The 20,876-nt window shown below is 64.0% G+C and carries 17 protein-coding genes, 1 other RNA gene and 1 pseudogene; 1 reads left to right on the top strand and 18 read right to left on the bottom strand.

The window, feature by feature from the left end; all coding sequences use genetic code 11:
- The first annotated feature begins 99 nt into the window (after positions 1-99).
- Complete coding sequence (locus tag ACZ9C1_RS23440) at positions 100-1,305, top strand: ISL3 family transposase (RefSeq protein ID WP_457378950.1); 1,206 nt, start codon at positions 100-102, stop codon at positions 1,303-1,305.
- Between the two features lie 58 nt (positions 1,306-1,363).
- Here ACZ9C1_RS23440 and lpxC read toward each other — a convergent pair whose 3' ends face one another.
- The 18 genes and pseudogenes from lpxC to rsmI all read right to left on the bottom strand — a co-directional run bounded on the left by lpxC (position 1,364) and on the right by rsmI (position 20,786).
- Positions 1,364-2,275, bottom strand: coding sequence for a UDP-3-O-acyl-N-acetylglucosamine deacetylase (gene lpxC / locus ACZ9C1_RS23435; protein WP_046857004.1), 912 nt, complete (start codon positions 2,273-2,275; stop codon positions 1,364-1,366).
- Positions 2,276-2,387: 112 nt separating this feature from the next.
- Positions 2,388-3,584, bottom strand: a complete 1,197-nt coding sequence (gene ftsZ / locus ACZ9C1_RS23430; RefSeq protein ID WP_016395521.1) for a cell division protein FtsZ — start codon at positions 3,582-3,584, stop codon at positions 2,388-2,390.
- Between the two features lie 55 nt (positions 3,585-3,639).
- Positions 3,640-4,908 (bottom strand): cell division protein FtsA, encoded by a 1,269-nt coding sequence (gene ftsA / locus ACZ9C1_RS23425; RefSeq protein WP_094010215.1) that lies wholly within the window; start codon positions 4,906-4,908, stop codon positions 3,640-3,642.
- Between the two features lie 14 nt (positions 4,909-4,922).
- Entirely contained in the window at positions 4,923-5,792 is an 870-nt protein-coding gene (locus tag ACZ9C1_RS23420) for a cell division protein FtsQ/DivIB (RefSeq protein ID WP_023629819.1), read from the bottom strand.
- Between the two features lie 5 nt (positions 5,793-5,797).
- Positions 5,798-6,754 (bottom strand): D-alanine--D-alanine ligase, encoded by a 957-nt coding sequence (locus tag ACZ9C1_RS23415; protein WP_198754378.1) that lies wholly within the window; start codon positions 6,752-6,754, stop codon positions 5,798-5,800.
- Positions 6,751-8,200, bottom strand: a pseudogene (gene murC, locus ACZ9C1_RS23410) (UDP-N-acetylmuramate--L-alanine ligase). The gene ACZ9C1_RS23415 and the pseudogene murC overlap by 4 nt, the downstream one beginning before the upstream one ends.
- On the bottom strand, positions 8,193-9,272 hold the full coding sequence (gene murG / locus ACZ9C1_RS23405) for an undecaprenyldiphospho-muramoylpentapeptide beta-N-acetylglucosaminyltransferase (protein WP_046857007.1): 1,080 nt from the start codon (positions 9,270-9,272) through the stop codon (positions 8,193-8,195). Before murG ends, murC begins: the two are co-directional and overlap by 8 nt.
- Positions 9,262-10,476, bottom strand: coding sequence for a putative lipid II flippase FtsW (gene ftsW, locus ACZ9C1_RS23400; RefSeq protein WP_046857008.1), 1,215 nt, complete (start codon positions 10,474-10,476; stop codon positions 9,262-9,264). The genes murG and ftsW overlap by 11 nt, the downstream gene beginning before the upstream one ends.
- On the bottom strand, positions 10,473-11,819 hold the full coding sequence (gene murD / locus ACZ9C1_RS23395; protein ID WP_198754377.1) for a UDP-N-acetylmuramoyl-L-alanine--D-glutamate ligase: 1,347 nt from the start codon (positions 11,817-11,819) through the stop codon (positions 10,473-10,475). Before murD ends, ftsW begins: the two co-directional genes overlap by 4 nt.
- Before the next feature lie 6 nt (positions 11,820-11,825).
- The gene (mraY, locus tag ACZ9C1_RS23390) at positions 11,826-12,908 is read right to left on the bottom strand and encodes a phospho-N-acetylmuramoyl-pentapeptide-transferase (RefSeq protein WP_011535540.1); all 1,083 of its coding nucleotides are present in this window, start codon (positions 12,906-12,908) and stop codon (positions 11,826-11,828) included.
- Positions 12,908-14,275 carry a UDP-N-acetylmuramoyl-tripeptide--D-alanyl-D-alanine ligase gene (locus ACZ9C1_RS23385; protein WP_476254429.1) on the bottom strand — a complete coding sequence of 456 codons (1,368 nt, stop codon included), beginning with the start codon at positions 14,273-14,275 and terminating at the stop codon, positions 12,908-12,910. The genes mraY and ACZ9C1_RS23385 overlap by 1 nt, the downstream gene beginning before the upstream one ends.
- The gene (gene murE / locus ACZ9C1_RS23380; RefSeq protein ID WP_476254428.1) at positions 14,268-15,755 is read right to left on the bottom strand and encodes a UDP-N-acetylmuramoyl-L-alanyl-D-glutamate--2,6-diaminopimelate ligase; all 1,488 of its coding nucleotides are present in this window, start codon (positions 15,753-15,755) and stop codon (positions 14,268-14,270) included. The genes ACZ9C1_RS23385 and murE overlap by 8 nt, the downstream gene beginning before the upstream one ends.
- Positions 15,755-17,485 (bottom strand): peptidoglycan D,D-transpeptidase FtsI family protein, encoded by a 1,731-nt coding sequence (locus ACZ9C1_RS23375; RefSeq protein WP_177485990.1) that lies wholly within the window; start codon positions 17,483-17,485, stop codon positions 15,755-15,757. The genes murE and ACZ9C1_RS23375 overlap by 1 nt, the downstream gene beginning before the upstream one ends.
- Positions 17,485-17,778 carry a cell division protein FtsL gene (gene ftsL, locus ACZ9C1_RS23370; protein WP_023630124.1) on the bottom strand — a complete coding sequence of 98 codons (294 nt, stop codon included), beginning with the start codon at positions 17,776-17,778 and terminating at the stop codon, positions 17,485-17,487. Before ftsL ends, ACZ9C1_RS23375 begins: the two co-directional genes overlap by 1 nt.
- Positions 17,775-18,722 (bottom strand): 16S rRNA (cytosine(1402)-N(4))-methyltransferase RsmH, encoded by a 948-nt coding sequence (gene rsmH, locus ACZ9C1_RS23365; protein ID WP_476254427.1) that lies wholly within the window; start codon positions 18,720-18,722, stop codon positions 17,775-17,777. Before rsmH ends, ftsL begins: the two co-directional genes overlap by 4 nt.
- Positions 18,719-19,174 carry a division/cell wall cluster transcriptional repressor MraZ gene (gene mraZ / locus ACZ9C1_RS23360; RefSeq protein WP_011535546.1) on the bottom strand — a complete coding sequence of 152 codons (456 nt, stop codon included), beginning with the start codon at positions 19,172-19,174 and terminating at the stop codon, positions 18,719-18,721. Before mraZ ends, rsmH begins: the two co-directional genes overlap by 4 nt.
- A gap of 309 nt (positions 19,175-19,483) precedes the next feature.
- Positions 19,484-19,843, bottom strand: an RNA gene (gene rnpB / locus ACZ9C1_RS23355) — RNase P RNA component class A.
- Between the two features lie 67 nt (positions 19,844-19,910).
- A complete protein-coding gene (rsmI, locus tag ACZ9C1_RS23350) occupies positions 19,911-20,786 on the bottom strand; it encodes a 16S rRNA (cytidine(1402)-2'-O)-methyltransferase (protein ID WP_476254426.1) in 876 nt (291 codons plus the stop codon).
- Between the last annotated feature and the right edge of the window lie 90 nt (positions 20,787-20,876).

Genomic DNA, 20,876 nt, shown 5'->3' with positions numbered 1-20,876 from the left:
AAAAGGTTCTTCACGGAATCCCGGGAAAGACAGAAACAAGAACGCCGGTTTGATGGATGATGTTCGTGCGAGCAAACACATCTACAAACCGGCGTTCTTGTGCACGATATTAATACGTTTCTGCCCTTTTGGGAGGGCTTTTCTGTCACCGCGATCCGGCATGACGGCAACGACCTGTTGATCGACCTGATTCCGCAGCCCACCAGATTCCCCACCTGCAGCGGCTGTCATCAGCCCAGCACCGCCATCCACGAATACTGTCAGCGCTCAATCCGTGACCTGCCCATTCTTGGCCGGGCGGTGCGATTGAATGTCGAGCTGCGACGCGTTGGGTGTAGCGCATGTGGCAAGCGAATGGAGTCAGTCCGCTGGCTTGACCGCTATTCGCGGATGACCAGGCGTTTGTCCGAAGCCGTGATCCAGGCTTGCCAAAGACTGCCCACCTTGCACGTCGCGGAGCTGTTTGGTTTGCATTGGGACAGCGTGCGTTTGCTGGAGCGGCGGGCGCTACAGGCCGCACTGGAGAAGCTGCCGAGGGCCCAGCCCAGACGCTTGGTGATGGATGAGTTCGCTCTGTTCAAAGGGCATCGCTACGCCAGCGTGGTGTTGGATGCCGACACTCGCCGGGTGCTGTGGATTGGCGAAGGGCGTAGCCGAGCCGCTGTCAGGCCCTTTTTCGAGGAGCTGGGGCCGGAGGGCTGTGCACGGATCGAAGCAGTGGCAATGGACATGAACACCGCATTTGACTTGGAGGTGCGCCAACATTGCCCTAGGGCACGCGTTGTCTATGACCTGTTTCATGTGGTCGCCAAGTATGGGCGAGAGGTGATTGACCGGGTACGGGTCGATGAGGCCAACCGCCTGCGCCAGGACAAACCCGCGCGCAAGGTGATCAAGCAAGCGCGGTGGCTGCTGCTGCGCAATCCAGAGAACCTCAAGCGAGAAGATCAGCAGGTACATCTGCAGGATCTGCTGGCGGCCAACCAATCGCTGATGACAGTTTACTTGATGAAGGCAGAGCTCAAAGCCCTGTGGTCGCCTACCACCGCTTGGGGGTGGCGATCAGCCTGGAAACAGTGGCTGCGCTTGGCTGCTGAAAGCGAAATACCGGCGCTGAAGCAGTTTGCTAGACGGCTGAAGGGATACTGGCGCGGCATCCTGAGCAGGGTGCGATGGCCCATGCACACCGGGCAGTTGGAAGGCATAAACAACCGGATCAAGGTGATCAAGCGGATGGCTTACGGCTACCGGGACAGCGAATTCTTTTTCATGAAGATCAAGTATGACTTTCCCGGCAATCCGTGAAGAACCATAAAAAAGGCCACCCGAAGGTGGCCTTAATCACTAGAGAGAGTGTTCGAACTTACACAGCCGCAACAGGGCGCATGTACGAGATCGGTGCCGTGCTGGCATCTTCGAAGGTGACCACTTCCCAGGCGTCGGTTTCCGCAATCAGCTTGCGCAACAGCTGGTTGTTCAGCGCGTGTCCGGACTTGTAGCCCTTGAACTCGCCGATCAGGCTGTTGCCCAGCAGGTACAGATCGCCGATGGCGTCGAGGATCTTGTGCTTGACGAATTCGTCATCGGAACGAAGGCCGTCTTCGTTGAGCACACCGGTTTCGTCGACGACGATGGCGTTCTCGACACTGCCACCCAGCGCAAGGTTGTGCTTGCGCAGGTACTCGATGTCACGCATGAAACCGAAGGTACGGGCACGGCTGACTTCCTTCACGAACGAGGTGCTCGAGAAGTCGACGACCGCGCTCTGGGTCTGGCCCTTGAGGACCGGGTGATCGAAGTCGATCTCGAAGCTCACCTTGAATCCGTCGAAGGGCAGGAAAGTGGCGCGCTTGTCGCCCTCTTCCACTGTCACTTCACGCAGGATGCGGATGAACTTCTTCGGTGCGTCCTGTTCTTCCAGGCCGGCCGATTGGATCAGGAATACGAAGGGTCCGGCGCTGCCATCCATGATCGGCACTTCCGAGGCGGAGAGCTCGACGTAGGCGTTATCGATGCCCAGGCCCGCCATGGCGGAGAGCAGGTGCTCGACCGTATCGACTTTGACGTCACCGTTGACCAGCGTGGTGGACATGGTGGTCTCGCCGACGTTGGCCGCGCGCGCCGGGATTTCGACCACAGGGTCGAGGTCGGCGCGACGGAAGACGATGCCGCTGTCGACAGGCGCAGGCTTGAGGGTCAGGTAGACCTTCTCCCCGGAGTGCAGGCCGACGCCTGTGGCACGGATGGTATTCTTCAGGGTGCGTTGTCTAATCATGGCATTGGCCGCTTCAGCGCAAATTGCGAACAGGTATCAACAAAGGCTGGGGATGATAACAGACCCGGCCTTTGCTGAACACCAATCACCCTTATACCCCTGATAAATTCCATTAATCGGCCTGACGACGCAGGAACGCCGGGATATCCAGGTAGTCCAGATCATCCTGAGGGTTGAGTTTAGCGGCTGCCGCGGCACCTGCATGGGCCTGGTTGCGCATCACGGTCGGACGCTCCAGGTCACGGTAGTTGACGGCCGACTGCTCCTGGCGAACCGGGGCCGGGTTGGAAGCCTCGTACGCCTGCTGGGCGGTCTGCAGGGTGTTGTCGACCACCTTGACCGGTTTCTCGATGCGCGCGCCCAGGCCGGTGGCCACGACGGTCACGTGCAGCTCGTCGCGCATGTCCGGATCGATCACGGTGCCGACCTTGACCATCGCGTGGTCGGAGGCGAAGGCCTCGATGATGCTACCCACGTCGGAGTACTCGCCCAGCGACAGGTCAGGCCCTGCGGTGATGTTCACCAGGATGCCGCGGGCGCCCTGCAGGTTGACGTCTTCGAGCAACGGGTTGCGGATCGCCGCCTCGGTGGCTTCGCGGGCACGGTTCGGGCCGCTGGCGCAACCGGTACCCATCATCGCCATGCCCATCTCGCCCATCACGGTGCGTACGTCGGCGAAGTCGACGTTGATCATGCCCGGACGCTTGATGATGTCCGAAATGCCGCGCACGGCGCCGGCCAGCACGTCGTCGGCCTTGGCGAAGGCGGACAGGAGGCTTGCATCCTTGCCCAGGATGGTCAGCAGCTTCTCGTTGGGAATGGTGATCAACGAGTCGACGCTTTCAGCCAGCATGCGGATGCCTTCATCGGCGATCTGCATGCGTTTGCGGCCTTCGAACGGGAACGGACGGGTCACCACCGCAACGGTGAGGATGCCCATTTCCTTGGCCACTTCGGCGATGATCGGCGCCGCGCCGGTACCGGTACCGCCACCCATGCCGGTGGTGATGAACACCATGTTGGTGCCCTGCAGCACTTCGGCGATGCGCTCACGGTCTTCCAGCGCGGCCTGACGGCCGACTTCCGGATTGGCGCCAGCACCCAGGCCCTTGGTCACACCAGTGCCCAGTTGCAGGATGGTGCGCGCGCCGATGTTTTTCAGCGCCTGAGCATCGGTGTTGGCGCAGATGAACTCCACGCCTTCGATGCTGCTCTTGACCATGTGGTTGACGGCGTTGCCGCCGCCACCGCCGACGCCGATCACCTTGATGACCGGACTTTGCGGGACGTTGTCTACGAGCTCGAACATTTTCCCTCTCCTTACAGTTCTCTAGTTGTCGCGCCTACCACTACTGCTTTGAAACTCAGAAGTTGCTCTGGACCCAACGCTTGAGTCGCTCAAGCACTGGCCCCTTGGGTTCATCGCCATAGCTGTTGTTGCTGCTGTTGCTGTTGCTGATACCGGTCAGGGACAGGTCCTCGGACTGCTTCTGCAGGCCGTAGGTGAGCAGGCCCACGCCGGTGGAATAGATCGGGTTGCGGACCACGTCGCTCAGCCCGCGGACGCTGTGCGGCACGCCCAGGCGTACCGGCATGTGGAAGATTTCCTCGGCCAGTTCCACGGCGCCTTCCATCTTCGCGGTGCCGCCGGTGAGGACGATGCCGGCCGGCACCAGGTCCTCGTAGCCGCTGCGGCGCAGTTCGGCCTGGATCAGGGTGAACAGCTCGTCGTAACGCGGCTCCACCACTTCGGCCAGGGCCTGGCGCGACAGCTCGCGCGGCGGGCGATCACCCACGCTCGGCACCTTGATGGTCTCGCCGGCGCCGGCCAGCTTGGCCAGGGCGCAGGCGTAGCGGATCTTGATTTCCTCGGCGTACTGCGTAGGCGTACGCAGGGCCATGGCGATGTCGTTGGTGACCTGGTCGCCGGCGATCGGGATTACCGCGGTGTGGCGGATCGCACCTTCGGTGAAGATGGCGATGTCGGTGGTGCCGCCACCGATGTCCACCAGGCACACGCCCAGCTCCTTCTCGTCGTCGGTCAGCACCGAGTAGGCCGAGGCCAGCTGTTCAAGGATGATGTCGTCGATTTCCAGACCACAGCGACGCACGCATTTTTCGATGTTCTGCGCCGCGTTCACCGCGCAGGTAACCACGTGGACCTTGGCTTCCAGGCGCACGCCCGACATGCCCAGGGGCTCGCGCACGCCTTCCTGGTTGTCGATCACGTAGTCCTGCGGCAGGGTGTGCAGCACCCGCTGGTCGGCCGGAATGGCCACGGCCTGGGCGGCATCGAGCACGCGCTCAAGGTCGGCGGTGCTGACTTCGCGATCGCGGATGGCGACGATGCCGTGGGAGTTCAGGCTGCGGATGTGGTTGCCGGCCACGCCGACGAACGCCGAGTGGATGCGGCAGCCGGCCATCAGCTGGGCCTCTTCCACGGCGCGCTGGATCGACTGCACCGTCGACTCGATGTTCACCACCACGCCCTTCTTCAGGCCGCGGGACGGATGGGTGCCGATCCCGACGATCTCCAGGGTACCGTCCTCGCCGACTTCACCCACCAGCGCCACCACCTTGGAGGTGCCGATGTCCAGCCCGACGATCATTTTGCCGCTATGCGCGTTTGCCATGGTCCTGCCTCTCTCTAATTCTTCGCAACGGCGGGTTGGGCCGTCGTCGGTGCATTCGGTTCCCGCCAACCAACGGCAAGTCCGTTGGAATAACGCAGATCGATGCGGGCGATATTGGTGATCTGGTCTTTAAGCGATTTGTCGTAAATGGCAATGAAACGGCGCATCTTCTCCACCAGGTGGTCGCGCCCCAGCAGCAGCTCGATACCTGGGCCGGCGCTACCCGCGCCAGTGGTCAGGAACCAGCTGCCTCGCTCGCGCAGCTCCAGGCGAGCGATGGAAAAGCCCATGGGGCGCAGCATCTGGCTCAATACCTGATACTGCTGCATGACTTGTTGCTGAGCGCGCTGCGGCCCGAACAGCTGCGGCAGGTGCTCATAGTTGGCCAGTTCGCGCGGGGTGAAGGCCTGGCCCTGGTTGTTGAGCAAGGCCTCGTCGCCCCAACGCGCCACCGGCAACTGTTCTTCCAGGCGGATCACCACCTCGTCCGGCCACACCCGGCGCACCTCGGCGTGGGCGATCCAAGGCATCTGCTCGAGCTCGACGCGCATCGCCGCGAGGTCGACGGTGAAGAAGCTCGCCGCCACGTAGGGCGCGATACGCTGCTGCACCGCCTGCTGGCTGATGTAGCTGAGATCACCCTGCACGGCGATCTTGGTGATCGGCCGGTCGGCGTAGGGCATCAGGCGAATGGCCCCCTCATAGGCGCCAAAGCCGGCGGCCACCAGCAATACCGGCCACAGCAGGCGCTTGAGGCCGCCGAAGCTTGGCCGCGGCAGGCGCGCCGATACGGGCTCGTCGGCCACCAGTCGGCTGGCACCACGCGGCACCGGCTTGCTACGGCCGGTAACGGGTGGCTGCTGACGTATCATCGCGCCTTGCATGGCTATTAACCTCTCGTCGCTACGCTGTCGGCCAGGATCGCCAGCACCAGCTGCTGGAAGTCCAGACCGGCGGCACGGGCCGCCATGGGCACCAGGCTATGGTCGGTCATGCCCGGTGCGGTGTTGACCTCGAGCAGCCAGAAACGGCCCTGCTCGTCCTGCATCACGTCCAGACGGCCCCAGCCCTCGATGCCAACGGCATCGCAGGCGCGCGCGGTAAGGTCGATCAGTTCCTGCTCCTTGACGCTGTCCAGGCCGCACGGGATGCGGTACTGGGTGTCATTGGCGATGTACTTGGCGTCGTAGTCGTAGAACACGTGCGGCGTGCCCAGCGCGATCGGCGGCAGCACCTGGCCACGCAGCACGGCGATGGTGAATTCCGGGCCGTGGATCCATTGCTCGACCAGGACTTGCGAATCGTAGTTGGCGGCGTCTTTCCAGGCGGCGACCAGCTCTTGCTCGCTGTTCACCTTGGCCATGCCGATGCTCGAACCTTCATGGGCGGGTTTGACGATCAACGGGAAGCCCAGTTCCGCACTGGCGGCCACGCAATCCTGCTCGCTGGCCAGCACGGCGTGACGCGGCGTGGGGATACCCAGGCTCTGCCACACCTGCTTGGTGCGCAGCTTGTCCATGGCCAGCGCCGAGGCAAGAATGCCGCTGCCGGTGTAGGGAATCCCCAGGCACTCGAGCAGGCCCTGCATGCTGCCGTCCTCACCACCACGGCCGTGGAGGATGATGAAGGCGCGGTCGATCTTCTCGCTCTGCAGGCGGTTCAGAAGGTCGTCGCCGACGTCGATGGCGACTACGTCGACACCAGCGCTGGTCAGCGCCTCGATCACTGCCTTGCCCGACTTCAGGGAAACCTCACGCTCGGCACTCTTGCCCCCGTACAGCACGGCGACGCGGCCAAAGGCCTTGGCGTCCAGGGTCGAGTGCAACTTGTCGTAGGCGCTGGTCATTTCGACTTCTCCTGCTTGGCGCCTGCGAACAGCGGGCTATTCATCAATTGCGGGGCCAGGCCGCCGACATCGCCAGCACCCTGGCAGATGAGGATGTCACCGGCGCGCAGCAGCGGCTGGACCAACGGCGCGAGCTCGGCGCCGCGTTCGATGTAGATCGGATCGAGCTTGCCGCGCTGGCGGATGCTGTGGCACAGCTGGCGGCTGTCGGCGCCGGGGATCGGCTCTTCGCCGGCCGGGTAGACCTCCATCAGCAGCAGCACGTTGGCATCGCCCAGCACCTGCACGAAATCGTCGTACAGGTCGCGGGTGCGGCTATAGCGGTGCGGCTGGTAGACGATCACCAGGCGGCGGCTCGGCCAGCCGCCCACGCACGGCCTTGATCACCGCGGCGACCTCGGTCGGATGGTGGCCATAGTCGTCGACCAGCATCACGCTGCCACCGTCGACCGGCAGCTCGCCGTAGACCTGGAAACGCCGGCCAACGCCCTGGAAGCCCGACAGCCCCTGGACGATGGCCTCGTCGCTAATGCCTTCGTCGGTGGCGATGGCGATGGTCGCCAAAGCGTTCAGCACGTTGTGGTTGCCTGGCATGTTCACCGACACTTCCAGCGGCTCGCAGTCACGGCGCAGCACGGTGAAGTGGGTCTGCATGCCCTGCTGACGCACGTTGATGGCGCGGATATCGGCCTCTTCGCTGAAGCCGTAGGTGACCGTCGGACGCTTGACCTGCGGCAGGATCTCACGCACCACCGGGTCGTCCAGGCACATCACCGCCAGCCCATAGAACGGCAGGTTGTGCAGGAACTCGACGAAGGTCTTCTTCAGCTTGTTGAAGTCGCCTTCGTAGGTGGCCATGTGGTCGGCGTCGATGTTGGTGACCACGGCGACCATGGGCTGCAGGTGCAGGAAGCTGGCGTCGCTCTCGTCGGCTTCGGCGATCAGGTAGCGGCTGGAGCCCAACTGCGCGTTGGTCCCGGCCGCGGTCAGGCGACCACCGATGACGAAGGTCGGGTCCAGGCCACCGGCGGCGAACACCGAGGCCAGCAGGCTGGTGGTGGTGGTCTTGCCGTGGGTGCCGGCTACCGCCACGCCATGGCGATAGCGCATCAGCTCGGCGAGCATCTCGGCACGCGGCACCACAGGGATGCGGCGCTCCAGTGCGGTGGCGACTTCCGGGTTGGCCGGATTGATCGCGCTGGACACCACCAGCACATCGGCGTTGGCGGCGTTCTCGGCGCGGTGGCCGACGAAGATCTCGGCGCCGAACGACTCAAGGCGCTCAGTGACCGGCGACACCTTGAGGTCGGAGCCGGACACTTCATAGCCGAGGTTCAGCAGCACTTCGGCGATGCCGCACATGCCCACGCCGCCGATACCGACGAAGTGGATGCGACGGATACGGCCCATCTTCGGATGCGGCATGGCTTTCTGGCTCTCAACCATGGGCCACCTCCAGGCAGATATCCACCACGGTGCTGGTTGCGGCAGGTTTGGCCAGGCGGCGGGCGGTGCCGGCCATGGCGTTGAGTTTCTCGGGTTGCATCAGCACCTCGTTCAGGCGTTCAGCGAGCTGCGCTGCGCCAGTAGTCGCTTGTGGCATCAGGAAGGCGGCGCCTTCACGTGCCAGGTATTGGGCGTTGTGGGTCTGGTGGTCGTCGATGGCATGGGGCAAGGGCACCAGCATCGAGGGCAGGCCCGCCGCCGCGAGTTCGCTGACGGTCAGGGCACCGGCCCGGCACACCACCATATCGGCCCAGCCATAGGCATGGGCCATGTCCTTGATGAACGGTTCGACCTGGGCCTCGACCCCCGCCTCGTGATAACGCTCGGCGGTGACGGGCGCATGGTTCCTGCCCGCCTGGTGGAAGACTTCGGGGCGCAGGTTCGCCGGCACCTCGGACAGGGCCTTAGGCAACAATTTGTTCAATGGTTCCGCACCCAGGCTGCCGCCCATGACCAACAGGCGCGCGCGGCGCTCGGCCAGGGGCGCGCGCAGGGCGTCCATGAACAGCTCCGGGCGTACCGGATTGCCGGTGGTGCGCAGCTTGTCACTGGCGGCAAAGGTGTCCGGGAATGCTTCGCAGACACGCGCGGCCAGCGGCAGCAGCAAACGATTGGTGGTCCCGGCGCGGGCATTCTGCTCGTGGATCACCAGTGGCACGCCGCACAGCCGGGCGGCAACACCACCGGGACCGGTCACATAGCCACCGAAGCCGACCACGCAGACCGGCTTGAGCTCACGGACGATGCGCCGCGCCTGCAGCACGGCCTTGACCAGGGTGAACGGCGCCTTGAGCAGCGACAGCTTGCCCTTGCCGCGCAGGCCGGTGACCTGGATCAGGTGCAGCGGCAGGCCGGCCTGGGGCACCAGTTCGTTCTCGATGCCACGCGGGGTACCCAGCCAGTGCACGCTGTAGCCGCGGGCCTGGAACTCGCGGGCACAGGCCAGGGCCGGGAACACGTGGCCCCCGGTGCCACCGGCCATGATCAGGACGTTCTTGCCGTCAGCGGCCATGGCTGGTCTCCTCGGCAAAATCGCTTTCCTTGAATTCGTGTTCCTCGCTGCCCAGGTGGGTGCGGCTCTCCCACTCGATGCGTAGAAGCAGCCCGACACAGGCGCAACAGATCACCAAGGAGCTGCCCCCGTAACTGAGGAACGGCAGGGTCAGGCCCTTGGTCGGCAACAGGCCGACGTTCACGCCGATGTTGATCAGGAACTGGCCGATCCACAGGAACGACAGGCCAAAGGCCATGTAGGCAGCGAAGTACTGCTTGGCCTTCTCGGCCCACAGGCCGATGTACAGGGCACGCACGGTGATGAACACGAACAATGCAATGGTCAGCAGCGAGCCGATCACCCCCAGCTCTTCGGCCAGCACCGAGAACACGAAGTCGGTGTGCGCCTCGGGCAGGTAGAACTGCTTCTGCACGCTGTTGCCCAGGCCCACGCCCAACCATTCGCCGCGGCCGAAGGCGATCAACGCCTGGGTCAGCTGGTAGCCGGAGCCGAACTGATCGCTCCAGGGATCGGTGAAGGTGATCAGGCGCGCCATCCGGTAAGGCTGGGCCTGGACCAGCACCACCACCGATATGACCGCCAGCACCACCATCAGCGAGAAGCGGAACAGCCCCACTCCCCCGAGGAACAGCATGGCCGCCGCAGCGCCCATCATCACCACCGTGGCGCCGAAGTCCGGCTCCATCAGCAGCAGGCCGGCCATTGGCAGCAGCACGATGAACGGTTTGAAGAAGCCCATCCAGCTCTCGCGCACCTCGGTCTGACGACGCACCAGGTAGCCGGCGAGATAAATGACCACGAAGACCTTGGCGATCTCCGATGGCTGGACGTTGAAGAAGCTGAAGCCGATCCAGCGCATCGAACCGTTCACCTCACGGCCGATACCGGGCACCAGCACCAGCACCAGCAGACCGAAGGCACCGATCAGCATCATGAAGCCCATGCGCTGCCAGGTGGCGATCGGCACCAGCATGGTCATCAACCCGGCGCCCAGCCCAAGGGTGACGTACACCAGGTGGCGGAACATGTGGTACAGCGGGTTGCCGGACTGCACCGCGGCCACTTCGGAGGAGGCCGAGGTGATCATCACCAGGCCCAGGCCGAGCAGCGCCAGGCAACCGGCCAGCAGCGGGAAGTCGAGGTCGATGCCACGGCCGCTGATCAGCGGCGACGGGTACGGCTTGAGGATGCCGAAGATCATGCCAGCCCCTCCGCTGCCTGGGCGAACAGGCGCCCGCGTTCTTCAAAGTTCTTGAACATGTCGAGGCTGGCGCAGGCCGGCGACAGCAGCACCGCGTCACCGGCGCGGGCCAGCTCGGCGCAACGCTGCACGGCCTCATCAAGGGTCTGCACGGGCACCAGTTGCACGGCATCCTTCAGGGTTTCGGCCAGGCGTTCGGCATCGCGACCGATCAGCACCACGGCGCGGCAATGCTGCGCTACCGGGCTACGCAAGGCCGCAAAATCGGCACCCTTGCCATCGCCGCCGGCGATCAGCACCAGTTTGCCCTCGATATCGGCACCCAGGCCTTCGATGGCCGCCAGCGCGGCACCGACGTTGGTGGCCTTGGAATCGTCGTACCAGTTCACGCCGTTGCGTTCGCGCACCCACTGGCAACGATGGGCCAGGCCCTTGAATTCGCGCAGGGCTTCGAGCATCGGCGCGAACGGCAGGCCGACGGCGTGGCCGAGAGCCAGGGCAGCCAGGGCATTGCTGTGATTGTGGGCACCGCGGATCTTCAACTCGCGCACCGGCATGAGGGTCTGGAACTCGAACGCCAGGTATTTCTCGCCATCCACTTCACGCAGGCCGAAGGCCTTGAAGTCCGGCGCGTTGAGGCCAAAGGTCCAGCACGGCCGGCCTTCGACCGGCAACGGACGGCTCAGGGCATCCTGGCGGTTGACCACCACCTGGCGGGCGCCGCGGAAGATCCGGTGCTTGGCCAGGTGATAGGCCGGCAGGCCGCTGTAGCGGTCCATGTGGTCTTCGCTGATGTTCAGCACGGTGGCCACTTCGGCGTTGAGCTGGTCGGTGGTCTCCAGCTGGAAGCTCGACAGCTCCAGCACATACAGCTCGACGTCGTCAGCCAGCAGGTCCAGGGCCGGGGTACCGAGGTTGCCGCCGACCGCCACACGTTTGCCTGCCTTGGCGGCCATCTCGCCGACCAGGGTGGTCACGGTGCTCTTGGCGTTGGAGCCGCTGATGGCCACGATCGGCGCCTTGGCGTGATGGGCGAACAGCTCGATGTCCCCGGACAGCTTGACGCCACGCGCGGCGGCCTGTTGCAGCGCAGGTGTGGCCAGGGCCAGGCCAGGGCTGACATACAGCTCGCTGGCCCGGCACAGGAAGTCCACGTCCAGCTCGCCACAGCGCACTTCCACCTGCGGGTATTCACGGCGCAGGGTGTCCAGTTCCGGCGGTTGCTCGCGGGTGTCGGCGACCGCAAAGGCAATGCCCCGGTTCGCCAGGAAGCGAACCAGGGACATGCCGCTCTTGCCGAGGCCGACAACGATGCGGAATTGGTCGGAAGCGATCAGTGACACGCTCGTTTACCTCAGTTTCAGGGTGGCAAGGCCAATCAGCACGAGAATCACGGTGATGATCCAGAAGCGGACGATCACCCGTGGCTCGGGCCAACCCTTGAGTTCAAAGTGGTGGTGTATCGGCGCCATGCGGAACACGCGCTTGCCGGTCAGCTTGAACGAGGCCACCTGAATGACCACCGACAGGGTTTCCATCACGAACACGCCGCCCATGATGAACAGGACGACTTCCTGGCGCACGATTACCGCGATGGTGCCCAGCGCAGCGCCCAAGGCCAGCGCGCCGACGTCGCCCATGAATACCTGGGCCGGGTAGGTGTTGAACCACAGGAAGCCCAGGCCCGCGCCGATCAGCGCGCCGCAGAACACGATCAGCTCGCCCGCGCCCGGCACGTAAGGGATCAGCAGGTATTCGGCGAACTTCACGTTGCCCGACAGGTAGCAGAAGATGCCCAGCGCACCGCCGACCATCACCGTCGGCATGATCGCCAGGCCATCGAGGCCGTCGGTCAGGTTGACCGCGTTACTCGAGCCGACAATGACGAAATAGGTCAGCACGATGAAGCCGGCGCCCAGCGGGATAGCCAGGTCCTTGAGCATCGGGATGATCAGCGTGGTTTCAACGCTGGTCGGCGCGGTCTTGTACAGGAAGATCGCCGCAGCCAGGCCGAACACCGACTGCCAGAAATACTTCCAGCGGCTCGGCAAGCCGCGGGAGTTCTTCTCGATGACCTTGCGGTAGTCGTCGACCCAGCCAATGGCGCCGAACGCCAGGGTGACGATCAGCACCACCCACACATAGCGGTTGGTCAGGTCGGCCCACAGCAGGGTACTGATGGCAATGGCAGAGAGGATCAGCGCACCGCCCATGGTCGGGGTGCCGGACTTGGACAGGTGCGATTGCGGGCCGTCGTTACGCACGGCCTGACCGATCTGGCGGATCTGCAGGGTACGGATCATCCACGGGCCCAGCCACAGGGCCAGGGACAGCGCGGTCAGCACACCCAGGATCCCGCGCAGGGTCAGGTACTGGAAGACCGCGAAGCCCTTGTGGAACTGTTGCAGATACTCAGCCAACAGCAGCAGCATTAATGTTTCTCCCCGCTGGCGCCGCACAGTGCGGCCACGACGTTTTCCATCGCAGCGCTGCGCGAGCCCTTGATCAAGATAGTGGTGTCGCCGGCGGACTCGGCCTTGACGGCCTCGATCAGCTCAGCTTGAGTAGTGAAATGGCGGCCATTGGTACCGAATGCCTGAACGGCGTAGGCCATATTGGTGCCCACCGCGTACAGCGCATCGACCTTGCCACGTGCGTAGTCACCCACCTGGCGGTGACCTTCCTCGGCCCATTGCCCCAGTTCGCCGATATCCCCGAGCACCAGAACGGTGCGACCGGAAAAGCCGGCGAGTATATCAATGGCGGCACACATCGAGGTGGGATTTGCGTTGTAGCTGTCGTCGATGACCCGCACGCCGCTGGGCGCGATCTGCGCCACGGTGCGGCCCTTGACCGGTTGCACGGCGCCAAGGCCGGCGGCGATGCCGCTCAGGCTCAGACCAACGGCATGGGCTGCGGCAGCGGCGGCCAAGGCATTGCTGACGTTATGGGTGCCAAGCAGGTTCAACTGCACAGGGACACTGCCGTCCGGGCCATGCAGGGTGAACGAGGGGCAACCACGGGCGTCGCGACCGATATCGCTGGCGTAGAAGTCTGCTTGCGGGTTGTCCAGCGCGAAGCTGACGACGCGGTGGCTGCCCGCGCGCTGGCGCCAGATGTCGAACGCCTTGTCGGCCAGGTTGAGGATGGCCGTGCCACCCTCGCCCAGGCCTTCGAGGATCTCGCCCTTGGCCTCGACGATTTTTTCCGGACCACCGAACTCGCCGACGTGAGCGGTTCCGGCGTTGTTGATGATGACTACTTGCGGCCGGGTCAGGCCGACGGTGTAGCGGATCTCGCCGATGCGCGAGGCCCCCAGCTCGATCACTGCGGCGCTGTGCTCCGGGGCGATCTCCAGCAGGCTCAGCGGTGCGCCAAGGTCGTTGTTGAGGTTGCCACGGGTGGCATGTACCGGCCCACGGGTGCGCAGGATCGCGGCGAGCATTTCCTTGACCGTGGTCTTGCCGCTGGAGCCGGTAATGGCCACCACCGGCTTGCCGAAGGCTGCACGATTCAGCGCGCCGAGCTGGCCAAGCGCTACGCGGCAATCCGCGACCACCAGTTGCGGCAGATCGACATCGGCAATTTCACGCTCGACCAACGCGGCGACGGCCCCCTTGGCCTTCACATCGGCCAGGTAGTCATGGCCATCGAAGCGCGGCCCGGTGAGGGCGACGAACAGTTGACCGGCAGCGACGCTGCGGCTGTCGATACTGACGCCGGTGAAACTGGCGTCGGCGCCTGCCAGGCGTGCGTTCAAAGCAGCAGTCAGCTGGCTGAGCATCATGGGCTTAAGCATGTGGAGCCTCCCAGGCGGCTAGGGCCTTCTCGGCTTCGATCAGATCGGAGAAGTCATGGCGCTCGCCATTGATCTCCTGGTAATCCTCGTGGCCCTTGCCGGCCAGGACTATCACATCCTCGGCAGCAGCAGTGGCGACCAGGTGGGAAATGGCCTGACCACGGCCGGCGACGAACTCCACGCTGTCGGGCTGGGCAAAGCCGGGGCGAATGTCATCGAAGATGCGCTGCGGATCCTCGGTACGCGGGTTGTCATCAGTCACCAGCACACGATCGGCCAGGCGCTCGGCGACTGCCGCCATCAGCGGGCGCTTGCCGGCGTCACGGTCACCACCACAGCCGAACAGGCACAGCAACTTGCCGTGGGCGTGCGGGCGCAATGCCTCGAGCACCTTTTCCAGGGCATCCGGGGTGTGGGCGTAGTCGACCACCACCAACGGCTTCTCACCGCCACCCAGGCGCTGCATGCGACCGACCGGCCCCTGCAACTGCGGGGTGACTTTCAGGATCTCGTCCAGTGAATAATCCAGCGCCAGCAAGGTGGCCACCGCCGCCAGCATGTTGCTCAGGTTGAAGCGCCCCAGCAGCTGGCTGCGCAGGCTACGCTCGCCCTGTGCGGTGACGAGGGTGGCACGCACGCCATCATCGTCGAACGTGGCCTCGCGGCAAAACAGCGAAGCGTCCGGGTTTTCCAGGCTGTAGCTGAGCAACCGGGTCTCGATATGATCGGCACTCGGGCGGCGGGCGAAATCGGCGGCCAGGCGACGTCCGAACTCATCATCCAGGTTGACCACCTGGCAACGCAGGCTCGGCCAGGCGAACAGCTTGGCCTTGGCGGCCTCATAGGCCTCCATGCTGCCGTGATAGTCCAGGTGATCGCGCGACAGGTTGGTCATCACCGCGATATCGAACTCCAGCGCAGCGACCCGCCCTTGCTCGAGAGCGTGAGAGGACACTTCCATGGCCACCGCCCTGGCACCCGCTTTTTTCAGGTCGTTGAGGGTCGACTGCACGGCGATAGGGTCCGGCGTGGTCAGGCGGCCGCTCTGCAACTCACCGTAAAAGCCGGTGCCAAGGGTCCCGATCAGCCCGCAACGCTGGCCAAGGGCATCGAGCGCCTGGGCCACCAGCTGGGTGACGCTGGTCTTGCCGTTGGTACCGGTGACCCCCACCAGGTTCAATTGGCGGCTGGGTTCGCCATAGAAGCGCCCGGCGATCTGCGACAGCTGGCCGATCAGCCCCTTGACCGGAATCAGCGGCGCGTCAGTAATCGGCAACACGCAGGTACCCTGCTCTTCATAGGCGACGGCAGCGGCACCACGGGCCAGTGCGTCGGCAATATGCTCACGGCCGTCGACCTTGGCACCCGGCACGGCGAGGAACAGATCACCCTGGCGCACCTGGCGGCTGTCCAAGGTCAGCTCGCGGATCAGCGGATCGCGGCTGGCATGGGCGAACAGTTTGCTCAATGGCATCGTCATCAACCTCGCCCTCCCTTGGCGGGTACTGCGCTGGCTTGCTGCGTCGAAGGCGGCGGCAGGTTGTCCGGCGGTACATTCATCAGGCGCAGGGTGCCTGACATCACTTTGCTGAATACGGGCGCCGAGACCAGGCCGCCGAAGTAGCCACCCTTGCTCGGCTCATCGATGACCACGACGATGGCGTAGCGCGGGTCGCTCATCGGGCCGAAGCCGGCGAACAGCGAACGGTAGGCGTTCTCGGTGTAGCCCTTGGAGCCGACGGTGGCTTTACGCGCGGTACCCGACTTGCCGCCCACGTGGTAGAACGGCACCTGGGCACGGAACACGCCACGCGGTGCTTCGATCACCTGCTGGAGCATGGCCTGCACGGTTTCGGCGGTTTCCTTCGGGATCGCCTGCACGGCCTCCGGGGCCTTGTCGACCTTGAGAATGGACAGCGGCACCATCTTGCCGTCGTTGGCCAATGCCGCGTAGGCATGCACCAGTTGCAGCGCGGTCACCGATACGCCATAGCCATAGGAAAGCGTCGCGGTTTCGGCCTTGCGCCAGTCGCGGTGATTCGGCAGGTTGCCCACGCGCTCACCCGGGAAACCGAGCCCGGTGTATTGGCCCAGGCCCACCTGGGACATGACCCGGTAGATGGCCTCGCCACCAATATCGAAAGCGATCTTGCTCATGCCGACGTTGGAGGAGTTGATCAGGATGCCGGTCAGGTCGAGGATCGGCCCACCACCACGCGATACGTCCTTGATGGTGTAGCGGCCGATCTGCAGGGTGAAGGGATACACCTCGACCTTGTCGGTCGGCTTCCAGCGCCCGCTCTCAAGCGCGGCGCTCATCGAAATCGGCTTGACCGTGGAGCCTGGTTCGAACACATCGATGATCGCCCGGTTGCGCATCGCCGCCGGGAACATGCTGCGGCGGTTGTTCGGGTTGTAGGTCGGCTGGTTGACCATCGCCAGGACCTCGCCGGTCTTGACGTCCATGATCACCAGGCTGCCAGCCTTGGCTTCCTGTTCGGCGATGGCGTTACGCAGCTCGCGGGTGGCCAGGTACTGCAGGCGCAGGTCTATCGACAACGCCAAGGTCTTGCCGGCCTTGGCGTTCTTGGTTACCTGGATGTCCTTGATCAGCCGGCCACGCCGGTCCTTGATCACCTGCCGCTTGCCCGGCACCCCGGCGAGCCATTCGTCGTAGGCGAGCTCGACGCCTTCACGACCATGGTCATCCAGGTCGGTGAAACCGACCATGTGCGCGGTGACGTCGCCAGCCGGATAGAAGCGGCGGAACTCTTCGAGGCCGTAGACGCCCGGAACCTTCAAGTCGAGCACGTGCTGGCCCTGCTCCGGGGTCAGGCCACGGACCAGGTAGATGAATTCCTTGTTGGCCTGCTGGGTAAGACGCTCGCTCAACTGCTGTGGGTTCTGCCCAAGTGCGGCGGCCAGCTGCGGCCAGCGATCCTTGGCCGCCTGCATTTCCTTGGGGTTGGCCCACAAAGTGGTGACGGGCGTACTGACAGCCAGCGGCTCACCGTTGCGATCGGTGATCAGGCCACGGTGCGCGGGGATGGGAATATGGCGCAGGCTGCGGGCATCGCCCTGCCCCTTGAGGAAGTCACGGTCGACGACCTGCAGGTCGATGATGCGCCAGCAGATGGCACCGACCATCAGCGCCAGCAAACCGATCACCACCCGGAAGCGCCAGGGGTAGAGTGCGCCTTCGAGCTTCATCATGGCGCCACCATCCGCACTTCGTCGGCGGCGGGCACGCGCATCCTGAGCTGCTCCGAGGCCAGGCTCTCGATACGGCTGGAGGCAGTCCAGGTGCTTTGCTCGAGGATCAACCGGCCCCACTCGGCCTGGGCCTTGTCGCGCTCGTTCAGTTCACCGTACAGGGTATTGAGCAACTGACGGTTCCAGTGGGCGCTGTAGGAAACGGCGATCGCCGAAATCAGGACGGCGACGAACAGCAGAAGCATCAAAAAGCTTCCGCCTGGCAGCGGCTTGGCAAACAGCCTGCTCACCGCAACTTCTCCGCTACCCGCATCACGGCGCTGCGCGACCGCGGGTTGGCCCTGAGTTCGGCTTCGGAGGCGAACTGCGCCTTGCCGATCAATTTGATCTTCGGCTCGAAGGCCTTGTGCTGAACCGGCAGGTTGCGCGGCAGGTTGTCTGCCTCGCCCTTGACCAGCTTGCGCATGAACAGTTTGACGATACGGTCTTCCAACGAGTGGAAGCTGATCACTGCCAGGCGGCCACCCACTTCAAGGGCGTCGAGCGCGGCTTCAAGGCCGGTCTCGAGGTCGCCAAGCTCGTTGTTGACATGGATACGCAGGCCCTGGAAGGCCCGGGTCGCAGGGTTCTTGCCCTTTTCCCAGGCCGGGTTGGCGACCTTGAGCACTTCCGCCAGGTCGGCGGTGCGGGTAAATGGCTGCTTCTCGCGGCGCTCGACCACGGCGCGTGCCATGCGACCGGCGAAGCGCTCCTCGCCATACTCCTTGAACACGCGGGCAATTTCTTCGACGGGGGCGGTGGCGACAAACTCGGCGGCACTGATGCCCTGGCCCGGGTTCATGCGCATGTCCAACGGACCGTCGTTAAGGAAGCTGAAGCCGCGCTCGGGGTCGTCCAGTTGCGGCGAGGATACACCCAGGTCGAGCAGAATGCCGCTGACCTTGCCATCCAGGCCGCGGGCGCGCACTTCGTCGCCGAGCTCGGCAAAGCTGCGCTGCACAATGACAAAGCGGCCGTCTTCGGCCGCCAGCGCTTGCCCGGTGGCAATCGCCTGTGGATCCTTGTCGAACCCCAGCAACCGCCCCTGCGGCCCGAGCTTGCTGAGGATCAGGCGGCTGTGGCCGCCACGCCCGAAGGTGCCGTCCAGATAGCAACCGTCGGCGCGCAGGGCCAATGCCTCGACGGCTTCGTCGAGGAGGACGGTGATGTGGTTGAAGCCGCTATCTATGGTCACAGGATCAGGTCACGCAAATCATCGGGCATGGCGCCCGGTTGTTGAATAGCTGCAAGGTCGGCTGCCGAAACCGCGTTCCAGGCATCCTCATCCCACAGCTGGAATTTGTTCAGCTGCCCCACCAGCATCGCCTTCTTGTCCAACTTGGCGTACTCACGCAGGCGGGGCGGTACCAGGAAACGCCCACTGCCATCGAGCTCCAGGTCCACCGCATTGCCGATCAGCAAACGCTGCAGGCGACGGTTTTCCTCACGCAACGACGGCAAGGCACGCAACTTGGCTTCTATCTGTTCCCACTCATCGAGGGGGTAAACACACAAGCAGGGGTCAACGGCGTCGATGGTCACGATCAGCTGACCATTGCAACGCGAATCGAGCTCGTCACGGTACCGGCTCGGCATGGCGAGACGGCCCTTTGCATCGAGGCTGACGGCGTTGGCTCCGCGGAACACGGCTGCGATTCCCCACAATGTTAGCTTTTTTGTGTCAGAAAACCCACTTCATCCCACTTTCTGCCACTTGCGCACACTATAGGAATCCGCCCGCCACACCGTCAAGGCACGTTCATAAGGAAATCCCTTACAGGACGGCGATTTAGCGCAACAAAGGAAGGTGGAAGGATTACAGGAGGGAAAAACTGACGGAAAAAATCAAACACACTCAAGCGGATAGAGTGCGAAGTTAAAGTGATTTATTAAGAGTAAGATTTTTTCGGTATTACCAGGACACATCTGCTATCGATTCAAGCAGGAAGGGAAGAGGTGGAGAGTCGATCTGTAAGCCGGGTTTTGTCGAGGACAGTCATTCCTCTACGACGGCCATCACTGGACGCCTCTAGCAACCTACCCGGTTCCGACGCGGGCCACGCCGTATGGAACCCTATTTGGTCTTGCTCCGAGTGGGGTTTACCTAGCCACGGACTGTTGCCAGCCGTGCGGTGCGCTCTTACCGCACCTTTTCACCCTTACCGGCACCGAAGTGCTTAGGCGGTTGTTTTCTGTGGCACTTTCCGTAGGCTCGCGCCTCCCAGGCGTTACCTGGCACTCTGCCCTATGGAGCCCGGACTTTCCTCCCCCGCCTTTTGCGGAACAAAAGACGGCAGCGACTGTCCGATCGACTCTCCGCCGCCAAGGTTACCGGTAGCCGCGCTCAAGAACAAGCGGCGCGACCATTAATACCATTATGCCACTAATGGGCTTTCTGCTTTTCCAGGGCCAATTGGTAGAGCAGGTTCTTGCGCACCCCAGTGATCTCGGCCGCCAGCGCCGCTGCTTTCTTCAGCGGTAGCTCGGCCAGCAGCAGATCCAGCACTCGCTGCGCCTCGGCGCTGATCGCCTGCTCGCCCTCCGGCGCGCTCCAACCGGCCACCAGCACCACACACTCGCCACGCTGCTGATTGCTGTCACCCTGTACGAATGCGCGCAACTCGGCCAACGGCAAGCCTTTGAGGGTCTCGAAGGTCTTGGTGATCTCGCGCGCCAGCAGCGCCGGACGCTCGCCACCGAACACCGCTTCCATGTCCTCCAGGCACTCGAGGATCCGGTGTGGCGCCTCGTAGAAGATCAGCGTGCGCGGCTCTTCCTTGACCTGCTCCAGACGCGCGCGGCGCCCGGCGGCCTTGGCCGGCAGGAAACCTTCGAAGATGAAGCGGTCCGACGGCAACCCCGCCGCCGACAGCGCGGCGATCAACGCACAGGCGCCCGGCACCGGCACCACCTGCACGCCCGCAGCACGCGCCTGGCGCACCAGGTGATAGCCCGGATCGGAAATCAACGGCGTGCCGGCATCGGACACCAGCGCCACATCGTCGCCGGCCAGCAGGCGGGAGATGAAGCGCCCACCCTCGTCGCGCTCATTGTGTTCATGACAGGCGGCCAGCTGCGTATCGATGCCGAAATGCTGCAGCAGGCGCACCGAGTGGCGAGTGTCCTCGGCGGCGATCAGGCTGACATCCGCCAGCACCTTCAGCGCCCGGGCGCTCATGTCGTCGAGGTTGCCGATGGGCGTGGCAACGACGTAAAGCTTGCCCAACGTGGATTTCGAAACCCCTGCAACATCAGTCACTGCGCACACCTGCTTTCCGGATCAAAGGTCGCCATTGTAGCCCGAGCACCGGTAACAGGGCGCAAAGAACTTCGCCCCAGGCACACCTCG

This window comes from Pseudomonas sp. TE21435 (assembly GCF_056279265.1).
The sequence above is the reverse complement of the archived record's forward strand: the minus strand, read 5'-3'. Positions and strand labels throughout refer to the sequence as shown.

Bases quoted from the DNA above. Each gene is read 5' to 3' on its own strand.
- ftsW (WP_046857008.1), bottom strand. From the start codon at position 10,476: ATGATCTTCGGCATCCTCAAGCCGTACCCGTCGCCGCTGATCAGCGGC.
- lpxC (WP_046857004.1), bottom strand. From the start codon at position 2,275: ATGATTAGACAACGCACCCTGAAGAATACCATCCGTGCCACAGGCGTC.
- ACZ9C1_RS23375 (WP_177485990.1), bottom strand. From the start codon at position 17,485: ATGAAGCTCGAAGGCGCACTCTACCCCTGGCGCTTCCGGGTGGTGATC.
- murG (WP_046857007.1), bottom strand. From the start codon at position 9,272: ATGGCCGCTGACGGCAAGAACGTCCTGATCATGGCCGGTGGCACCGGG.
- ACZ9C1_RS23415 (WP_198754378.1), bottom strand. From the start codon at position 6,754: ATGACCAGCGCCTACGACAAGTTGCACTCGACCCTGGACGCCAAGGCC.
- ACZ9C1_RS23385 (WP_476254429.1), bottom strand. From the start codon at position 14,275: ATGCTTAAGCCCATGATGCTCAGCCAGCTGACTGCTGCTTTGAACGCA.
- ftsZ (WP_016395521.1), bottom strand. From the start codon at position 3,584: ATGTTCGAGCTCGTAGACAACGTCCCGCAAAGTCCGGTCATCAAGGTG.
- ACZ9C1_RS23420 (WP_023629819.1), bottom strand. From the start codon at position 5,792: ATGCAAGGCGCGATGATACGTCAGCAGCCACCCGTTACCGGCCGTAGC.
- ftsA (WP_094010215.1), bottom strand. From the start codon at position 4,908: ATGGCAAACGCGCATAGCGGCAAAATGATCGTCGGGCTGGACATCGGC.
- murE (WP_476254428.1), bottom strand. From the start codon at position 15,755: ATGACGATGCCATTGAGCAAACTGTTCGCCCATGCCAGCCGCGATCCG.
- mraY (WP_011535540.1), bottom strand. From the start codon at position 12,908: ATGCTGCTGCTGTTGGCTGAGTATCTGCAACAGTTCCACAAGGGCTTC.